At 70.6% G+C, this 16,013-nt stretch carries 13 protein-coding genes and 2 tRNA genes; 8 read left to right on the top strand and 7 right to left on the bottom strand.

Annotation, left to right across the window (positions count from 1 at the left end):
* The first annotated feature begins 68 nt into the window (after window positions 1-68).
* Window positions 69-1,595, top strand: a complete 1,527-nt coding sequence (locus ACN28G_RS25320; RefSeq protein ID WP_421480489.1) for a peptide deformylase — start codon at window positions 69-71, stop codon at window positions 1,593-1,595.
* 103 nt (window positions 1,596-1,698) lie between these two features.
* On the opposite strand, the gene ACN28G_RS25315 is transcribed toward ACN28G_RS25320, so the two are convergent.
* Window positions 1,699-2,817, bottom strand: a complete 1,119-nt coding sequence (locus ACN28G_RS25315) for a globin domain-containing protein (RefSeq protein WP_421480488.1) — start codon at window positions 2,815-2,817, stop codon at window positions 1,699-1,701.
* A gap of 176 nt (window positions 2,818-2,993) precedes the next feature.
* Here ACN28G_RS25315 and ACN28G_RS25310 point away from each other — a divergent pair, with 176 nt between their 5' ends.
* Entirely contained in the window at window positions 2,994-3,764 is a 771-nt protein-coding gene (locus tag ACN28G_RS25310; RefSeq protein WP_421480487.1) for a type II CAAX prenyl endopeptidase Rce1 family protein, read from the top strand.
* Here the strand turns inward: ACN28G_RS25310 and ACN28G_RS25305 are convergent.
* Entirely contained in the window at window positions 3,725-4,363 is a 639-nt protein-coding gene (locus ACN28G_RS25305) for a hypothetical protein (protein WP_421480486.1), read from the bottom strand. The genes ACN28G_RS25310 and ACN28G_RS25305 overlap by 40 nt on opposite strands.
* Window positions 4,364-5,317: 954 nt before the next feature.
* On the opposite strand from ACN28G_RS25305, the gene ACN28G_RS25300 reads away from it, so the two are divergent.
* The 3 genes from ACN28G_RS25300 to ACN28G_RS25290 all read left to right on the top strand — a co-directional run bounded on the left by ACN28G_RS25300 (window position 5,318) and on the right by ACN28G_RS25290 (window position 6,035).
* Window positions 5,318-5,408 (top strand) — tRNA-Ser (locus tag ACN28G_RS25300).
* Between the two features lie 34 nt (window positions 5,409-5,442).
* A tRNA-Arg gene (locus ACN28G_RS25295) sits at window positions 5,443-5,515 on the top strand.
* Between the two features lie 376 nt (window positions 5,516-5,891).
* A complete protein-coding gene (locus ACN28G_RS25290; RefSeq protein WP_175440707.1) occupies window positions 5,892-6,035 on the top strand; it encodes a hypothetical protein in 144 nt (47 codons plus the stop codon).
* Window positions 6,036-6,149: 114 nt separating this feature from the next.
* Here ACN28G_RS25290 and ACN28G_RS25285 read toward each other — a convergent pair whose 3' ends face one another.
* The 4 genes from ACN28G_RS25285 to ACN28G_RS25270 are packed head-to-tail and all read right to left on the bottom strand — an operon-like array spanning window position 6,150 to window position 11,276.
* Window positions 6,150-7,511 carry an NAD(P)/FAD-dependent oxidoreductase gene (locus ACN28G_RS25285; RefSeq protein WP_421480485.1) on the bottom strand — a complete coding sequence of 454 codons (1,362 nt, stop codon included), beginning with the start codon at window positions 7,509-7,511 and terminating at the stop codon, window positions 6,150-6,152.
* Window positions 7,508-8,998 (bottom strand): amino acid adenylation domain-containing protein, encoded by a 1,491-nt coding sequence (locus ACN28G_RS25280; protein ID WP_421480484.1) that lies wholly within the window; start codon window positions 8,996-8,998, stop codon window positions 7,508-7,510. Before ACN28G_RS25280 ends, ACN28G_RS25285 begins: the two co-directional genes overlap by 4 nt.
* A complete protein-coding gene (locus tag ACN28G_RS25275) occupies window positions 8,988-10,139 on the bottom strand; it encodes an acyl-CoA dehydrogenase family protein (protein ID WP_091445537.1) in 1,152 nt (383 codons plus the stop codon). Before ACN28G_RS25275 ends, ACN28G_RS25280 begins: the two co-directional genes overlap by 11 nt.
* A gap of 24 nt (window positions 10,140-10,163) precedes the next feature.
* Window positions 10,164-11,276 carry a methyltransferase domain-containing protein gene (locus tag ACN28G_RS25270; protein ID WP_229688263.1) on the bottom strand — a complete coding sequence of 371 codons (1,113 nt, stop codon included), beginning with the start codon at window positions 11,274-11,276 and terminating at the stop codon, window positions 10,164-10,166.
* Window positions 11,277-11,769: 493 nt separating this feature from the next.
* On the opposite strand from ACN28G_RS25270, the gene ACN28G_RS25265 reads away from it, so the two are divergent.
* Genes ACN28G_RS25265 through ACN28G_RS25255 form a run of 3 tightly spaced genes read left to right on the top strand, consistent with a single transcriptional unit; the run spans window position 11,770 to window position 14,649 of the window.
* Window positions 11,770-12,618 carry a cytochrome P450 gene (locus ACN28G_RS25265; protein ID WP_175440706.1) on the top strand — a complete coding sequence of 283 codons (849 nt, stop codon included), beginning with the start codon at window positions 11,770-11,772 and terminating at the stop codon, window positions 12,616-12,618.
* Window positions 12,615-13,805 carry a hypothetical protein gene (locus ACN28G_RS25260; protein WP_091445533.1) on the top strand — a complete coding sequence of 397 codons (1,191 nt, stop codon included), beginning with the start codon at window positions 12,615-12,617 and terminating at the stop codon, window positions 13,803-13,805. Before ACN28G_RS25265 ends, ACN28G_RS25260 begins: the two co-directional genes overlap by 4 nt.
* Window positions 13,795-14,649: an alpha/beta fold hydrolase gene (locus ACN28G_RS25255; protein ID WP_091445530.1), complete on the top strand. Its 855-nt coding sequence runs from the start codon at window positions 13,795-13,797 to the stop codon at window positions 14,647-14,649. The genes ACN28G_RS25260 and ACN28G_RS25255 overlap by 11 nt, the downstream gene beginning before the upstream one ends.
* Window positions 14,650-14,830: 181 nt before the next feature.
* Here the strand turns inward: ACN28G_RS25255 and ACN28G_RS25250 are convergent, their stop codons facing one another.
* Window positions 14,831-15,862, bottom strand: coding sequence for a helix-turn-helix transcriptional regulator (locus tag ACN28G_RS25250; protein ID WP_091445528.1), 1,032 nt, complete (start codon window positions 15,860-15,862; stop codon window positions 14,831-14,833).
* Between the last annotated feature and the right edge of the window lie 151 nt (window positions 15,863-16,013).

Below are 16,013 nucleotides of genomic sequence, written 5' to 3'. Positions count from 1 at the left end.
ATATGGCACTTCTGTATGCATCCGGGCACTCAACGTGAAAATTGTACTTCCCTGCTCCGAGGAAGCCGATGACCGCCTCACCGCTCGACCGGGCCGCCGACCTCTTCGCCACCGAGCTCGCCCGACACCGCACGGGCCGGGGGCTGTCCAAGAAACAGCTCGCCACGATGATGGGCTTCGACCCGTCGTACGTCAGCCACGTCGAGGGACGCCGGCACCGACCCACCGAGGACTTCGCCCGCCGGGCCGAGGCCGTCCTGGAGGCCAGCGGCGCGATCTGGCAACGCTTCTGCGAGTACGACGAGCTGCGGCACGCCCGTTCCGTGCCGGCCCACCGCGAGCCACCCTCGCCCGGCCAGTGGATGCCACCCGGCACCGGCCTCATCGTCGAACGCGAGCTGGCCACCCTCATCCACACCCCCGACGGCTACCGCTGCGTCATCCGCCGGGAGCTGTACAACGCCGGCACCGAACCGGTCACCCGCTACCTCGCCCGGGTCGCCGTCGACAGGTACCCCAGCGACCCCGGGCGCTCCAACCGGCACCACCGCGAACACCCGCTGACCTTCGCCGAGCTGCAACTGCACGCTGTTCGGGAGGAGGGCCAGGAACAGGAGCCGATGCACTGGCGGGCCAAGCACGACCGGGACGCCTTCAAGGAGATCTGGCTGCTCTTCGAGAACGGCGAACGCCGCTTCCCGCTCTACCCCGGCCACCGGGCCACCATCGAGTACTCGTACCAGGTCGGGCGGGAGAAGTGGGGCCCCTGGTTCCAGCGGGCCGTCCGGCTGCCCACCCGGCACCTCGCCGTCCGGCTGAACCTGCCTACCGACCTCGACCCCCAGGTCTGGGGGGCGGAGACCTCACTCTCGGCCGAGGAGGGCCCGCTGCGTACCCCGGTCAGCCGGCACGACGAGGACGACCGGGCGATCTTCGACTGGTCGACCGAGGACCCGCCGCTCAACGCCCGCTACCGGATGCAGTGGCGCTTCCGCAACCAGCCCGGCACCGACCCCGACGACCCCGAGGCCACCGACCGGGTACGCGCCAGCGAGCGGATGCGCGCCTTCGGCATCGTGCAACGCGGCGCCGACCTGCTCCGGCAACCCAGCCGGCAGTTCGACCTGCCCCGCGACGAGCAGACCGCCCGCGACCTGGTGGACCGGATGACCGCCGCGCTGGCCCGGCTGGACGAGCTGCACCCGTTCAGCAAGGGCGTGGGGATCGCCGCCCCGCAACTCGGGCTGGCCTGGGCGGCGGCCGTGGTCCGCCCACCCGACCGCAGCGCCGAGCCGGTCGTCCTGCTCAACCCCCGGGTGGTGGACGCCTCACCGGACACCGACGAGCAGTACGAGGGCTGCCTCTCCTTCTTCGACCACCGGGGACTGGTGCCCCGACCGCTGCGCCTGGACGTCGAGCACGCCCGCTGGGACGGCAGCCGGATCATCACCTCGTTCGAGTTCGGCATGGCCCGGCTGGTCGCCCACGAGGTCGACCACCTGGAAGGGCGGCTCTACGTCGACCGGATGGCACCGGGCGTACCGCTGGTGCCGGTCGAGGAGTACCGCGAAACCGGCCACCCCTGGCGGTACTGATGCCGGGGGTCCTGATGCCGGGATCCTGACGACAGGGGGCCGGGTCGCGTGCCCCAGGGGGCAGGGGCACGCGACCCGGCATGGGGGGAGGAAAGTCTGCTGCCTAGAGGCTGCCGAACGTGTCGTACCGGATCCGGGCCGGCGGCACGTCGTCGGAGGCGAGCGCCCGCAGGGTGGCCCGGACCATCCGGGCCGAACCCGAGACGAAACAGTCGTGATTCGTCCACGGGCCGTACCGGCCGAGCACCTCGGAGATGTCCCCGGTCTCGCCGTCGAAGTCCGCCTCCGCGCTGCACGCCGGGGTCACCGAGAGCCACGGATGTGCCTCCACCAGCTCCCGCAGGCCCGGCAGGGCGTACAGGTCCGCCGCGTTGCGGGCACCGTAGAAGACGTGCACCCAACGGGTCTTGTTCCAGGTCGCCAGCTCCTCGACCAGGGCCTTGATCGGGGCCACCCCCACCCCGCCGGCGACCGCCAGGATGTCCCGGCTCGACGAACGGTCCACCACCATGGAACCCATCGGCGCGGCCACCCGGAGCAGCTCACCCGGGCGGGTCCGGCGGACCAACGCGCCGGAGACCCAGCCCGCCCCGGACGGCGTACGGACGTGGAACTCCAGCACGTTGTCGTCGTTCGGCGCGTTCGCCACCGAGTACGTCCGCCACACCCGGGGCAGGTGCCGGGGCACCTCGACGCTCACGTACTGGCCGGCCTGCCAGGGCAGCGGATGCTGCAGGGCCCGGCAGGTCAACACCGCCGTCTCCGGGCCGAGCCGCTTGTGGGTCAGCACCTCGGCGTGCCAGAACGGCGGGTTCGGGTCGTCCTGCGCGCCGGCCATCATCTTCGCCGAGATCGCCGCGTACGCGTCCCGCCAGGCCTGGTCGTACTCCAGCGTCCAGTCGTCGCCGGCGGTGCGGCGCAGCCCGTCCAACAGCGCCACCCCCATGGTCGCGTAGTGCGCGGCGTCCACGTGGTACTTACGGTGGTCCCGGCCCAGCGACCGCAGGTACTCGTCGAAGCTCTCCGGGTCGTCGACGCACTGGGTGGCGGTGACGATCGCCTCCAGCAGCCGGTCACCCTGGCCGGACATCTCCGCCGGGAACAACTTCCGCAGCTCAGGATCGAGGAGGAAGAGCCGGGCGTAGAAGAGGCCACTCAGCCGCTCCCGGTCGGACTCGACCAGGGTCCAGCTCTCCTTCAGCAGCCGCGCGACGTCTTCCACTGGCACGCTCCCTCGGGTACGGCGGATCGGGCCAGCACAGGATGGCCACGGAGCGTGCCCGGTGGTCGCACAGAATGTGCGATCGGCTCATACTGCCGCTGTCGTGGGCCTTGTCCGGGGTGCGGTCACGGGTGGGGTGGTGTGGCTTACGGCGTGCCGTCGGGCACAGTGGTGCGGTGACGGTCGAGCTGAACCGCCAGGCGTCCCGTCGGACCCTCGGCACCGAGGCGTTGCTGGTGCTGGGACTCTCCCTGGGCCAGTCAGCGGTGTACGCGACGGTCTCCATCGTGGCGAAGCTGACCGCCGAGGGAGGCCTGTCCAACCAGACCGCCTCGTTGAACACCTCCCAGTCGGCGCGGCCGTACCTGGATCTGACGTACCAACTGCTCGGCATCGCCTTCGCGCTGCTGCCGGTGCTGCTCGCCGTACACCTGGTGAACCGGGACCCCGGCGACGCGGTGCGGACCCTCGGCCTTGACGGCCGTCGACCCGCCTCCGACCTGGCCCGGGGCGTCGGCCTGACCGCGCTGATCGGCCTGCCCGGCCTGGCGCTGTTCTGGGTCGCCGCCCAGCTCGGTCTGAACGCCAGCCTGGTGCCGGCGGCGCTGCCGGACTACTGGTGGGCGGTGCCGGTGCTGATCCTGGCCGCGTTCAAGAACGCGATCCTGGAAGAGGTGATCGTGGTCGGCTACCTGGTCACCCGGCTGCGGCAGCTCGGCTGGCGGGTAGGTGTGATCATCGCCACCAGCGCCGTGCTGCGCGGCTCGTACCACCTCTACCAGGGCTTCGGGGCGTTCGTCGGCAACGTGGTGATGGGGATCGTGTTCGGCTACTTCTTCCTGCGGACCCGACGGGTGATGCCGCTGATCGTGGCGCACACCCTGCTCGACATCTTCGCCTTCGTCGGCTACGCCCTGCTTCCCCGGGAATGGTTCGACTGGCTCTGAGTAGTCTCCCGGCCGGCGTGCCGGTAGCTGGCCGTCGCGCGGGCCGCCAGGCGCTGGGCGGCGGCACTGTCGCCGGCCGCCGCCGCGAGCACCGCCGCCCCCGGCAGCAACCGCGCCGCCAACCGCACCGCCCACCAGCCGCCATCCTGCGCGGCGAGCGGTGCCGCCAACCGCCGCGCCCCCTCCACCAGCTCCGACCACGGCTGTGGCTTGGCTTCGTGCTGCGGTTCGTCCACGGCCTCGTGGGGTGGCTTGATCCCGGCCTCGGAGAATGGCTTGATCGCGGCCTCGGAGGGTGGCTTGATCGCGGTGCGGGCGGCGGTCAGCGCGGTGCGGGCGGCGTCGGCGTCCGGGTGGACCCGGGTCAGGACCAGCAACTCGACCGCCCGGTCCGGGTGGGCCGGATCCCGACCGTGCGCCGCAGCCAGGTGGAGCACCAGATCGGCCTGCGTCCAGAGCGCCGCCGCCAACTCGGCCACCGGTGCGAAGAGCCCGGCCGTCGCGGCAGTCGCCCCACCCACCCCGGCCCGTCGCACGAACCGCCGGGTGGCGAGCCGGGCCAGCCCTGCCGAGTCCGCCTCCGGATAACCTGCGCGCACCCGGTCGGCCCAGGCCCGTGCGCCCGGCCCCAACACGTCGACCGCGGCTAGGGCGAGCAGCTCCGGTGCGAACCCCGGATGGTCGACCAGGCGCGCGGTGAGGCCGCCGGTACGCGCCGTACCTGCGGGTGCCGGCCTGGCGGTGGCGTGCGTACCGGTGGCGTCCTGGTGCCCCGGTGCGGCTGCCGGTTTCGGCCTGGCTGCCTGCTCCGGGCTGGCTGCCTGCTCCGGAGTCTGGCGGGCTGGAGTGGCTCTCTTCGCCGTGGTGGCCTTCGTTGCGGGGGCAGCCTTCTTTGCCGTAGTGGCCTTCTTCGTGGGAGTGATCTTCTTTGCGGGAGTGGCCCTGGTGTGCGGTGGATCACTCGTCTCGCTCGCTGGCCTGCCCGGCGACTCGGGTCCGGGCGCCGGAGCGGGTGGAACCGCCCTGCGTCGCGGAGCGGACGGTGGGTCGGTCGCCTCGGGCGGTTGGAAGAGCACGGTGGGTGCCGCCTTCGTGCGGCGGGTCGACTTCCGCTGTGTTGGAGTCGCCCCCGACTGACCGCCTGGGTGGTTCGTATCGCCCCCCGTGCTCGGTTCGTCCCGTTGGTGTGCCTCGTCGCGTCGGGCAGTTCCGTCGGGTCGGGCAGTCTCGTCGGGTCGGGCAGTCTCGTCGCGTTGGATCGGTGGCGTGAAGGTCGGCTTCGTGGAGCGGCTGCGGGGCGTCCTCCCGCGCAGCTCACGGCCTCCTCGAACCCCGGGGCTCGGTGACGCGTCGCGGCTGGTGCGGCGGGGCGGGTCGCTGGGCGGCTCCTCCTGCATATCGATGGAGACTAGCCCTGATCCGGCCCACGTACAGCGTGAAGGGCCCGTGGTGGCGGCGGCCGTGCGGGGCCGGCGCGGGTGGGTCGGATAGTCGCTTTGCCCCGCATGGGTGTCGGCCTGTATCCTCAGCCGCGGTGGTCTGCGGGCCACCGAGGAGACTTCGCCTAGTCTGGTCTATGGCGCCGCACTGCTAATGCGGTTGGGGTCTTAAAGCCCCTCCCGGGTTCGAATCCCGGAGTCTCCGCGCGAAAGCCGGTGTGTAGACTGGCCGAGCACCAGCGCCCGTAGCTCAATGGATAGAGCATCTGACTACGGATCAGAAGGTTAGGGGTTCGAGTCCCTTCGGGCGCACAAATGATCAAGGCCGTGACCTGCTAGGACAGGGGTCGCGGCTTTTTCTTTCCCATCTTCGCGGCCATCGGTCCCGCCTGGTGGGACGTTGGTGCTCCGTGGGTGCTCGTCTGTTTCGGCGGTGGTGAATGTCGGGGCAGGTGGGGAGGGTTGTACAGCTTCTGATTCGCGGGCGGTCGGGGCTGTCGGCTGGGATGGCGACGGGCGGTGCATCGGGATCGCCGAGCAGAAACTGCATCACGTCGTGCGCTCCGGCGAGACCGACCCGGTGGCGGAGACCCGGATTCGCCGCACCGTGGCCGCACTGACCGACGGCTTCCCCGCCGTCGATCGGTCATCGCGTACGCGGTGACGACCTTGGCCTGCCCAGTACACGGTGATCGTCGACCCGCGCTCCGGCGGGCTGTGGGGATACGAGGAGGTGCTGACCACGACGGCGGGGAAGTTGAACGTGACGATTCCCGCAGTGATCTCCTACCGGTCGTACCTGGTCGCCGAGTACGCGCCGATGCCCCGATGACGCAGAGACGGACAACCTGTTGCCCGAAGCTAGACCTCGGCGTATGGAGGCGCGACCCCGTTGGGACCCCGGACGCGGCGAGTGGATGACCGGCCCCGCCCGGAGTCTGTCGGGTCAGCGTTCCACGGAGCCGTCCCGCCATGACTGCGGCTGCAACGACCGGAGGCCGCTGTGCCACGGATGGTTCGGGTTGCTCTCCACCAACGCCAACTTCTCCCGCATCTTGCCGAGCACCGCCGGCTCCTCGTCGTCGTCGAAGAAGTCGCCCTGGAGGAGCCGGATGAGATCGAGCCGGTACTCGGGGTTGCGGATGTAGGAGCTGAACAACACGTTCAGCCGGTAGTAGAGGCTGATGAAGTTGCGCCACCACTGGGTGGCGTTGCGCGACTTGCGCTCGAACTCGGCGAACGCGGACTTCGGGAAGCCGAGCGGTGCGGCGGCGATGATGTTGCTCGCGGCGAGCCGCGCGCTGCTGAGCGCGATGCCGACACCGCTGGAGAAGATCGGGTCCACGAACCGCCCGGCGTCGCCGACCAGCACCCATCCGTCGCCGCACAGTTCGCGCATCGAGTAGCTGTAGTCGCCCTCGGCGGTGTACGGGCGCAGTCGTCGGGCGGCGCGCAGTGCCTGTGCCAGCGGTGGCCGGGTGCTCACCCACGAGTCGAAGAACGTCTCCAGGTCACCGCTCGCCTCGCGCAGGCGGGCCTTCTCCGTGACGACGCCGACGCTGGTCACGGTGTCCGAGATCGGGATCTGCCACATCCAGGATCCGGCGAAGGGAAGGAAGTGGATGATCGTGTAGTCGCCGATGCCGGTGGTGCCGCTCGCCGCCTCCCGGTCGAGGCCCTCGAACCAGGAGTGCACGGCGTACTGCTTGAACTCCGGATCGGCGACTTTGAGTTTGAGTTGGCGACCGAGCATGGTGCGGCGGCCGCTCGCGTCGACCACCATCGGCGCGTGCACCTCGGACGTCACGCCGTGCCGCCGGAAGGTCACGCGTTTCATCGGGCCGTCGAGGTCCACCCGCCCGACCCGGGCCTCCTGGAGCACCGTGGCGCCCAGCTCGGCGGCATGTTCCAGCAGCAAGAGATCGAAGCGGGCCCGGTCGACGTGATAGGTGTATTCGTGCGAGACCCCGGTCTGTTGGCGTTCGGCGAACCGGACGGCGACCTGCGGGATGGAGAAGTGGCGGCGGTAACGCACCACGCCGTCGACCGTCGGGGCGTCATCCGCCGCGGCTGTCCACGCCGCGCCGTACTTCCGCGCGAACCCGGCCCGGTCGATCTTGTCCAGCACGCCGATCTCTTCAAGGACGACCGTGGATCTCGGCACCAGCGACTCGCCCACGTGCGGGCGGGGGAACCGGTCGCCCTCCAACACGATGCAACGCAGACCAGCCTTAGCCAGGTACGACGCGGTGGTCGAACCGGCGGGGCCACCTCCGATGATGCAGACGTCGTAGGTCTCGGCAGTCACAATCCGTCCCTCCCTGCAGTCGTGTGGTTCTCGACCAGCGCACGACGGTCGATCTTGTCGTTGGGCGTTCGCGGCAGCCGGTCGATCGTGCGGATGCTGTCGGGAACGAGGTGCGGGGCCAGTCGCTGCGCGAGGAACGGTTTGACCTCGCCCAGCGGCAGGGGGTGTCCGGATCGGGTGCGCACCCAGGCGCGCAGGCGGGCCCGGTGACCGGTCCCGGTGACCACGACCGCGGCCTCGACGACATCCGGGTGAGCGTGTAGCGCCGCCTCGATCTCGGCCGGTTCCACCCGGTAGCCCCGAACTTTGACCATGTGGTCGCGGCGGCCGACGTACTCGAACGCGCCGTCGGAGAGTCGGCGCACGACGTCGCCGGTGGCGTACGGGCCGTGCAGCGGCTCGGCGTTGAGGTATCCGGTCATCAGCGTCGGCCCGGCGACCATCAGTTCGCCTTCCTCGCCGGGCTCGGCGATCGTTCCGTCCGGGCGTACGGCCCAGATCTCGTCGCCTGCGGCGGCGGTGCCGATCGGCACCGCCGCGGTGCGGTCGGCCGGGATCACCCCGACGCGGTGGAAGGCGCAGACGTTGGTCTCGGTGGGGCCGTAGAAGTTGTAGAGGTCCAGTGCGGGCCAGCGCTGGCGCAGCGCCCGGAGGTGCTCGATGGGGAACGGCTCGCCCGCGAACACGACGGTGCGCAGCGGCAGGCGGTCATGGTCGAGGAGACGTCCGAACTCGATCATCATCGTCAGCGCGGACGGCACCGAGTACCAGACCGTGATGGCGTGGTCGTCGATGAACCGCACCAGGTTCCGCGCCGGGGTGGACTCCGGGACCAGGTGCACGGAACCGCCCGCCCGGAACGCCGCGAAGAGGTCGAACACCGAGAGGTCGAACTGCAACGGCGCGTGGTTGGCGAGGCGGTCGCCGCCGGTGAGGCCGATCTCGTCCGCCGCCCAGTCGACGAACGCGGATGCCGCGGAGTGGCTGACGCATACGCCCTTGGGATTTCCGGTCGAACCCGACGTGTAGAGCACGTAGGCGAGGTCGACGTCCCGTGTCGACGGCCGGGGCGGGCGTTGCGCCGGAGCGAGGTCCCACCGGGCGAGATCGTCGTGGCCGACCAGCGCGGGCGGTAGCGCTGTCTGCCCGGCGAGGTCGGTGGCCCTCCCGGCCGTCGTCACCACCGCGGCAGGTGCGCAGTCGCCGATCAGGGCCGCCGTCCGCAGTGCCGGAACGCGCGGGTCCACCGGTACGTAGGCCGCGCCCAGCCGCAGTACCGCCTGCGTGACCGCGACGCCGAACGCGGACTTCGGCAACCACAGGACGACGCGGTCACCGGCATCGACACCGAGCGCTCGCAGTCCGGCGGCGAGCTCGTCCGCGCGGGCGTTCAGCTCGCGATAGGTCAGGCATGCGTCCGGACCGCACACGGCCACCGCGTCGGGTGTCGCCGTGGCGGCGCGGAGGACGTGCTCCTCAAGTCTCATGGCGTAGCTGCGCCGCGATGACGTCGCGGTGGATCTCGGAGGTGCCGGAGAACAGCGCCGCGGGCACCGCGTCCGCGATGGCCCGCTCGACGCCGGAACCCTCCACGATGCCCGCACCGCCGTGCAGGTGTACGGCGTCGAGCGCGTTGAGGGTGGCGGCCTCGCTGATGCCCAGCTTCGCGAGCGACACGTCGAGCGGGCGGACCGTTCCCTGGTCGCGCGCCCAGCAGGCGCGGTACAGCAGCAGACGCGCGCTTTCCAGACGTAGTTTCATGTCGGCGAGTCGGTGTGCGACGGCCTGGTGTCTGGCGAGCGGTTTGCGGAACTGACGGCGCTCGCCGGTGTACGCGACGGTCCTGCCGAGTTGACGGTCCATGGCGCCGACGTAGGCGGCGAACAGACAGGTACGTTCCCATTCCATGGACCCGGTGAAGACGTCGCGCCCGTCGCCCTCGCCGCCGAGCCGGTTCGCCACCGGCACCGCCACACCGTCTAGGTAGACCGGGGCGAGTGGCGAGGACGCGAGCCCGGTCTTCGGCAGCGGCGAGCCGACCGTCACCCCGGGTGTGTCGCGGTGGACGACGAACGCGCTGATGCCCAGGTAACCGCTGCGGGGATCGGTGCTCGCGTACACCACGAACACGTCGGCCAGGGGAGCGTTGGTCACGTAGCTCTTCACGCCGTCGAGCACGTACCGGTCGCCGTCGCGTACGGCCGTGGCGCGCATGGCGTAGACGTCGGACCCCGCCTCGGCCTCGGTTATCGCGTTGGCCGCGATCCACTCGCCCGACCCGAGCTTCGGCAGCACCTCGTCCCGTACGGAGTCGGTGCCGTGCGCCGCGATCGGCATCGCGCCCGCGAACAGGTGGGCGCAGGCGGAGAAGACGAGCCCCAGGTCCTCGTGCCCGCGGGCGAATGCCTCGATCGCGATGGCCGTGCTCAGCGAGTCGAGCCCGAGCCCACCCCAGCGTTCGGGAAGGCTGAGTCCGAGCAGGCCGATGTCTCCGCACCGTCGCCACTTCTGCCGGCTGAAGTACGTCCCGCCGTGGCGGTCGTGCTCGTCCGAGGCGTTGAGCGTGACGCCGAGGGCGTGGAAGTTGTCGGCGAGCAGCCGTTGGTCGGGGTCCGGTGCGAAGTCCATGTGTCCTCGGCGGGGGTGCCCGGGTCAGGCCGGCAGGCGTTCGGACACGATCAGCACGTACTGCAGCACGTTGGACCGGTATCCGTCGAGGAACGCCCGCTCGACGCCGGTCCGGTGCTCGGAGTGGCTGCGCAGCTCCCAGTACGGGATCGTCTGGGAGTTGAGGACGGTGACCTGACTGGGCGAGAACCCGGCGGCGGACAACGCCGCGAGGTACTCGCTGCGCTTGTGCATCCGGGTCCCGTAGTGCGCGTCCACCGCCTCGCAGTCCGCGCTGGTCGGCGCGATCGCGTCGTTGACGCAGTAGGTGACGCAGACGTAGCGACCGCCGGGACGCAGGACCCGGGCGAACTCGCCGAACGCGGCGGCCAGGTCGACGTACATGGTGGTCTCGTTGGTGAGGATCCGGTCGAAGTGGCCGTCCGGGAACTGCGTTCGGGTCATGTTCTGCAGGTGGAAGGCGACCTTGTCCGTGCAGCCGTGTCGCGCTGCCAGCTTCGTGGCGAAGTCGATCTGGGCCTGCGACAGGGTGATGCCATCCACCCAGCAGCCGAACCTGCGGTGCACGCTGAACGAGCCACCGCCCCGGCCCGACCCGGCGTCGAGGAACCGGTTGTCCGGCTCCATGCCGCCGAGCGCGTCCAGCACGACGTCCATCTGGGCGCACTCCAGCCGGTGCAGCTCCCGGATGATGGCGGCTTCGCGGTCGGCGCCGCTGCCGGAGAGCACCGCGGGGTCGTAGTCCCCGAGGCCGTAGTGGTGGTGGACCAGCCCGTCCTCGGCACCGAGCAGAAGGTTGATCGGGTCGTCCAGTTTCTCGTTCCAGTAACGAGCGACTGACTTTTCGTAATCGGTGACGATGGCCTCGGGTGTGGTGCTCATGGCGGCCTCCGGGAAGTGTGGGGAATGCGCGTGGATGAGCCCAGCCATGTTCTGGATGGTCTCCCACTTCGAGTGCGGCCAGTCGCTCAACGTAACCGAATAGGTGCTCTCGATGAAAGCGATGAGCTCTTCTACGTTGAGTGAGTCGATCAGCCGGTGCTCCAGGAGCGGAGTGTGCTCGTCGAACGAGATGTCCTCGCCCTCCAGCAGCACGTTCGCGATGAAGCCGTGGATTGCCCGTTCGATGTCGTCCACTGTCTTGCCTTCCCTGGTGAGGGGGTCTCGCCATGATCCAACTATTTGTGGGAGTGTGCAAGAGTCTGGCAAGCTCACGGCAGTTGTCGTCGGCGCAGGGCGGTGATACGGCATGGCTGCGGAATCAGGCCGCTCGCGAGCAGCACATGTGATGTCCACTTTTGATTGCTTTGACGCCACCTCCTATCCGGAGGGTGGTGCGCACGCGGCGTGGCGGGCACTGCGGCGGACCGAGCCGGTGCGTAAGGACGTCGCCCCCAACGGGACGAAATGCTGGTCGTTTTTCCGCTATGCGGAATGTCACACGGTGCTACGCGACGCGGCGGTTTACAGCTCCACTTCGGGCGCCGTGCTCACCTGTGTCGGCGCACCTGATCCGGCTGGCGGCCAGGCTCTGGCGCTCACGGACCCACCCCAGCACACGGCGCTGCGCCGGCCGTCCAACCGCGCGGTGGGGCCGGCTGCCGTCCGGGCGCACGAGACCGAGATCCGCGTGCGCGTGCGTCGGTTGCTGCGCCCGATGCTCGCCGGAGGCGTCCACGATCTGGCCACCACACTGCGGCAGCTCCCGATGATCGCCGCCGGACCCTTGCTCGGGATGCCCGAGGAACACTGGGACAACGCGGTCACGGCTGCCCTCGCCACCATCGCCCCGGGCGACCCGTCCTACCGGGACGGAGACGAGGACGAGACCGTCCTACGCGCGAGTTCCCGGCTCTTCGGGTCGATCAGGGCCTCGTTGCCCACGTCACTGTCCCGACCGGAAACGCTGATCGGGGCGCTGTCGGCGACCCCTGTCGACGGCACCGCGCTGACCCGGCGCCGGATCATGCTGAACGTCCACAGCGCGCTGGTCGGCGGCAACACCGCCACGGTGAGCGTCGCGCTCCACCTGCTGCTGCACCTCGCGCGCACGCCCGACCTGTGGCAGGCGGTCGTCGACGACCGGTCGGTGATTCCCGGGCTGGTCGACGAAGCGGCTCGCTGGACCACCCCCGCCCGGCAGTTGGTGCGTCGGGTCACCACGGACGTCGAACTCGGCGGGGCGCGGCTGCGCGCGGGCGACTGGGTGGTGGCCTGGATCGCGTCGGCGAACCGGGACGAGTCCGTGTTTCCGTCGCCCGACCGGTTCGATCCCCGCCGCGCGCCCAACCCGCACCTCGCGTTCGGGCTCGGCCCCCACTTCTGCGTCGGCGCGGCGGCGGCACGCACCCTGCTCACCGCCGTCGTCGACGAACTCGCCGACAGCGGCGTCCACTTCGCTCTCGCCGGCCCTCCGCGTCACCTCGTGTCGGCCGTGGTGAACGGGATCGCCAGCCTGCCGATGAGGTTCACGCCGTGACCACGACCTGCGGCGAGCACGCGGAGGCCGCCGTGCGAGGACTGTGCCACGCGGCCGGCCTCGACCAACTCGCCGACCAGGCGGCGGCGGACGTCCAGCTCATGGGGGAGACGTGGCGACATCGCCTGCTCGACACCCCGCCGGCGTGGTCGACGCTCACCGCGGACAGCACACCGCTCGAACTCTCCGTCGTGCTCGGCGACGAGCCGCTCGGTCTGCGCGCCTCGGTCGAAGCGCACGCCGAACCCGCCAACCCGGTGTCGTACTGGGAGAGCGCGCAACGGTTGAGCGCGCGCCTGAGCGCCACCCACGGCCTCGATCTGAGCCGGCTGCGGCGGATCGAGCACCTCGTGGCACCCCGACCGGCCGACCGCCCGCCCATGGCCGCGTTCCACACCATGGGCTGGGTGCCCGGTCGACCACCGAGCGGCAAGATCCATCTGTGGCTCGGCGGCCCCGACCCCGCCGACACGGCCGCGCGCGTCGACGCGGCCCTGTCCGCGCTCGGTTTTCCCGGCCAGTGGCAGGTGATCGCCGGCGCCATGCACGACGACGACACGGTCTCCTACCTGTGCCTCGACCTCGCGGACGGACCGTCAGCCAGGACGAAGCTGTACGTGCAGCACCGCGGGGTCCTCACCCCGGAACGCCTCGCCCGCTGGGACCGGTTGGGGCCACGCGCCGACCTCGGCGACGGGCCCACGATGGCCGCGATCGCCAGCCGCGCCTGGGCACGATCCGCGTGGACACCGGGGACCCCGGCGCGGACCCGGCTCGAATGGCGCTCCAACCACCGTCGGTTCTGGTCGTACGGCACCTACGTCTCGCTCGTACCCGGCGGCACGCGTCCGATCGAGTCGGTGATGCACCAGTTCGGGCTGACCCCGCGCTGCCGTTCCGACGCGGAGGCGCAGTGGATGATCCGCGAGGTCCTCGACGCCTACGACGTGTCGGCGCGCAGCCGCGACGCCTACGAGCGCTGCGCGCGGTTCTTCCTGGGCGGCGAGGCCGACAGGGAGATGTACGCGCACTCGTTCCTCAGCGCACAGCGCTCCGCCGACGGACCCGCGCGGATCGCGGTGTACTTCAACCCACGGATGTACTTCCGGCGACACGGCCTCACCAACGGTGATCTCGCGCGGGCGAAGCATTTCCAGAGCCAGGGCGGGGACGACGGTGGCCGCTGACCGAACCGGGACGTTCCGGGGCGACGGCGCGGACTTCTACCACGTCGTACGCGGTGCCGGCCCGCCCCTCATGCTGCTGCCCAGCGGCGGTGGTGACGCGCACGCCGCCGATCTGCTCGCCACCCGGCTCGCCGAGACCCACACCGTGCTGACGTACGACCGCCGGGGCCAGACCCGCACCACGGTGGACGACCCGGGGCGCCCGGTGTCACTCGAGCGGCATGCCGAGGACGCCGGCGCGCTGGCCGACCACGTCTTCGGCGCGGCCCCCGTCGACGTGTTCGGATGCAGCACCGGCGCGGTCATCGGCCTGGAACTCGCATGGCGCCGGCCGCAGCGGGTGAGTGTCCTCGTCGCCCACGAGTCCCCGCTGCGGTCGCTCGCCACCGCGTCCGAGCGCGCCGAGTACGACAGGTTGCACCGCGACGCCCGCCGGGTCCACGCGGAGTCCGGCTGGCAGGCGGCGCTCAGGGTCCTGCGGGCCGGCTTCGGAGACCCCTCCCACGATCCACGCGACCGCGAGGACGAGGTGGTGTGGGAGCCGCCCAGCAGTCGGACTGTCGCGAACATCAACGCCTTCCTCACCGGCGAGGCGCGTGCGACGTGGGAATACCAGGTCAGCGCCGCCGGCTGGGCGGCGCTGCGCACGGGTGCCCCGACGATCGTGCCCGCCACCGGCCGAGAGACCGACACCTTCCCCAGTCGCTCCGCCGCCCGGCTCGCGGCCGTACTCGGCGTACACCTGGCCGACCTGCCGGGTGGCCACGAGGGGTACCGGACCCACCCCGCGGCGTTCGGCGCGGCGCTGCGTGCTCTGCTCACCAGCGCACGGGCCACCGGGTGACGCAGTGACGGCACCGGAGCACGAGGCGGGTGCGGGCCCGGCGTGGGTCGGTCGGGACGAACCGCGCCCATGAGTCTGCGGTACACCCGCAGTGCGGGTCTCCGGGCGATGGGCGGCTTCTCCCTCGGGGTGGACAGGTACGGCGTACATCCCGAAGCGGTTTCGATGCCCTCTCAAACCGTCACTCTCGCCGGTCACCCGGGGCGGCCGGGGACGGGGCAGCACTCGCGTGACGATGGGCGTCCCCGGAGTTGTCATAGAGGTCGGCGAGCGTCGCCGCCCGGCAGCCCAGAGCGGCCCGGAGGGAGGGCGGGGAGAGTGCCTCCGCATCGGCGCCGAGTTGCCACACGGCCCAGACGGCATGCCGCAGGTTCTCGAAGGTGACGTTGAGGCGCAGCCAGCCGTCCGTGTCGGGCTCTTCGGCGCGAACGGCCACGGCACTGGCCAGCAGTTCCTCACGCCACATCGGGGCGACCCTGACCGACACGGAGATGTGGTCGGCGGACAGGAACTGCGCGCACCGCTGCTTCCAGAGCAAGTCGAGATCGATGTGATCGGTGCGCTGCGCCCGTTCGTCAAGTTCCTCGGCGGCCAGCACTCGGGACAACCGGTAGGTGCGATCTTCGCCGTTGCGGGTCGCGAGCAGATACATCCGGTCGCGCACGGTCACCAGGCCCACCGGGTCGACCGTGCGCCACAGTGGGTTCTGGTCACGAGCCGCGTAGTGGATTCGCAGCCGATTACCGGCGACCACGGCATGCCGGACAGTCAGCATGGTGCTGTCAGGGACGGCTCGGGCAGCCTGCCTGCGGGAGAGCAGATCGGTCTCCGGCTCCACGAGTAGCCGTTGGGCCGCGTCGCTGACGGTGACCCGATGGCCGTCGGGCAGCGCGTTCACGACCTTGCGGATGGCCGAGGAGAGGGCGCCACCGAGACCGAAGACCTGTTCACCCCGGGCGGAGGCAGCGGTTACCAGGGCCAGCGTCTCGTCGTGGTTGAGGCCGGTGAGCTCAGCGCGGAAGCCGGGTAGTAGAGCGACGCCTCCGTGGCGGCCCCGCTCGGTGTAGACGGGCACACCGGCGGCGGACAGCGCTTCGACGTCACGCAGCACCGTGCGGGTGGAGACCTCGAGCTCCCGCGCCAGGGTGTCGACGGTCAACTGACCACGCTGGCGAAGAAGCAACATCAGCGAGACAAGCCGATCGGCGCGCACAGGACAACTCTAGCCAGGGACAGCCCCGGAATACCTGACACAAGGTGTCGTGATTCCTTGTGACACTCGTCCGCAGAAGCGCGTCACGCCACCTGCTCAGGCAGCGTGACGCACGCGTCCTCAACCGAGCTCGCCCTCAATGAGTCAAGGA

The sequence above is a fragment of the Micromonospora sp. WMMA1923 genome (assembly GCF_049179195.1).
GTDB lineage: Bacteria > Actinomycetota > Actinomycetes > Mycobacteriales > Micromonosporaceae > Micromonospora > Micromonospora yangpuensis.
Note: the sequence above shows the minus strand (reverse complement) of the source record. Positions and strands in the feature narration are given on the sequence as shown.

Excerpts from the sequence above, each read along its gene's own strand:
- ACN28G_RS25320 (WP_421480489.1), top strand. The coding sequence starts at position 69 with ATGACCGCCTCACCGCTCGACCGGGCCGCCGACCTCTTCGCCACCGAG.
- ACN28G_RS25280 (WP_421480484.1), bottom strand. The coding sequence starts at position 8,998 with ATGAGACTTGAGGAGCACGTCCTCCGCGCCGCCACGGCGACACCCGAC.
- ACN28G_RS25275 (WP_091445537.1), bottom strand. The coding sequence starts at position 10,139 with ATGGACTTCGCACCGGACCCCGACCAACGGCTGCTCGCCGACAACTTC.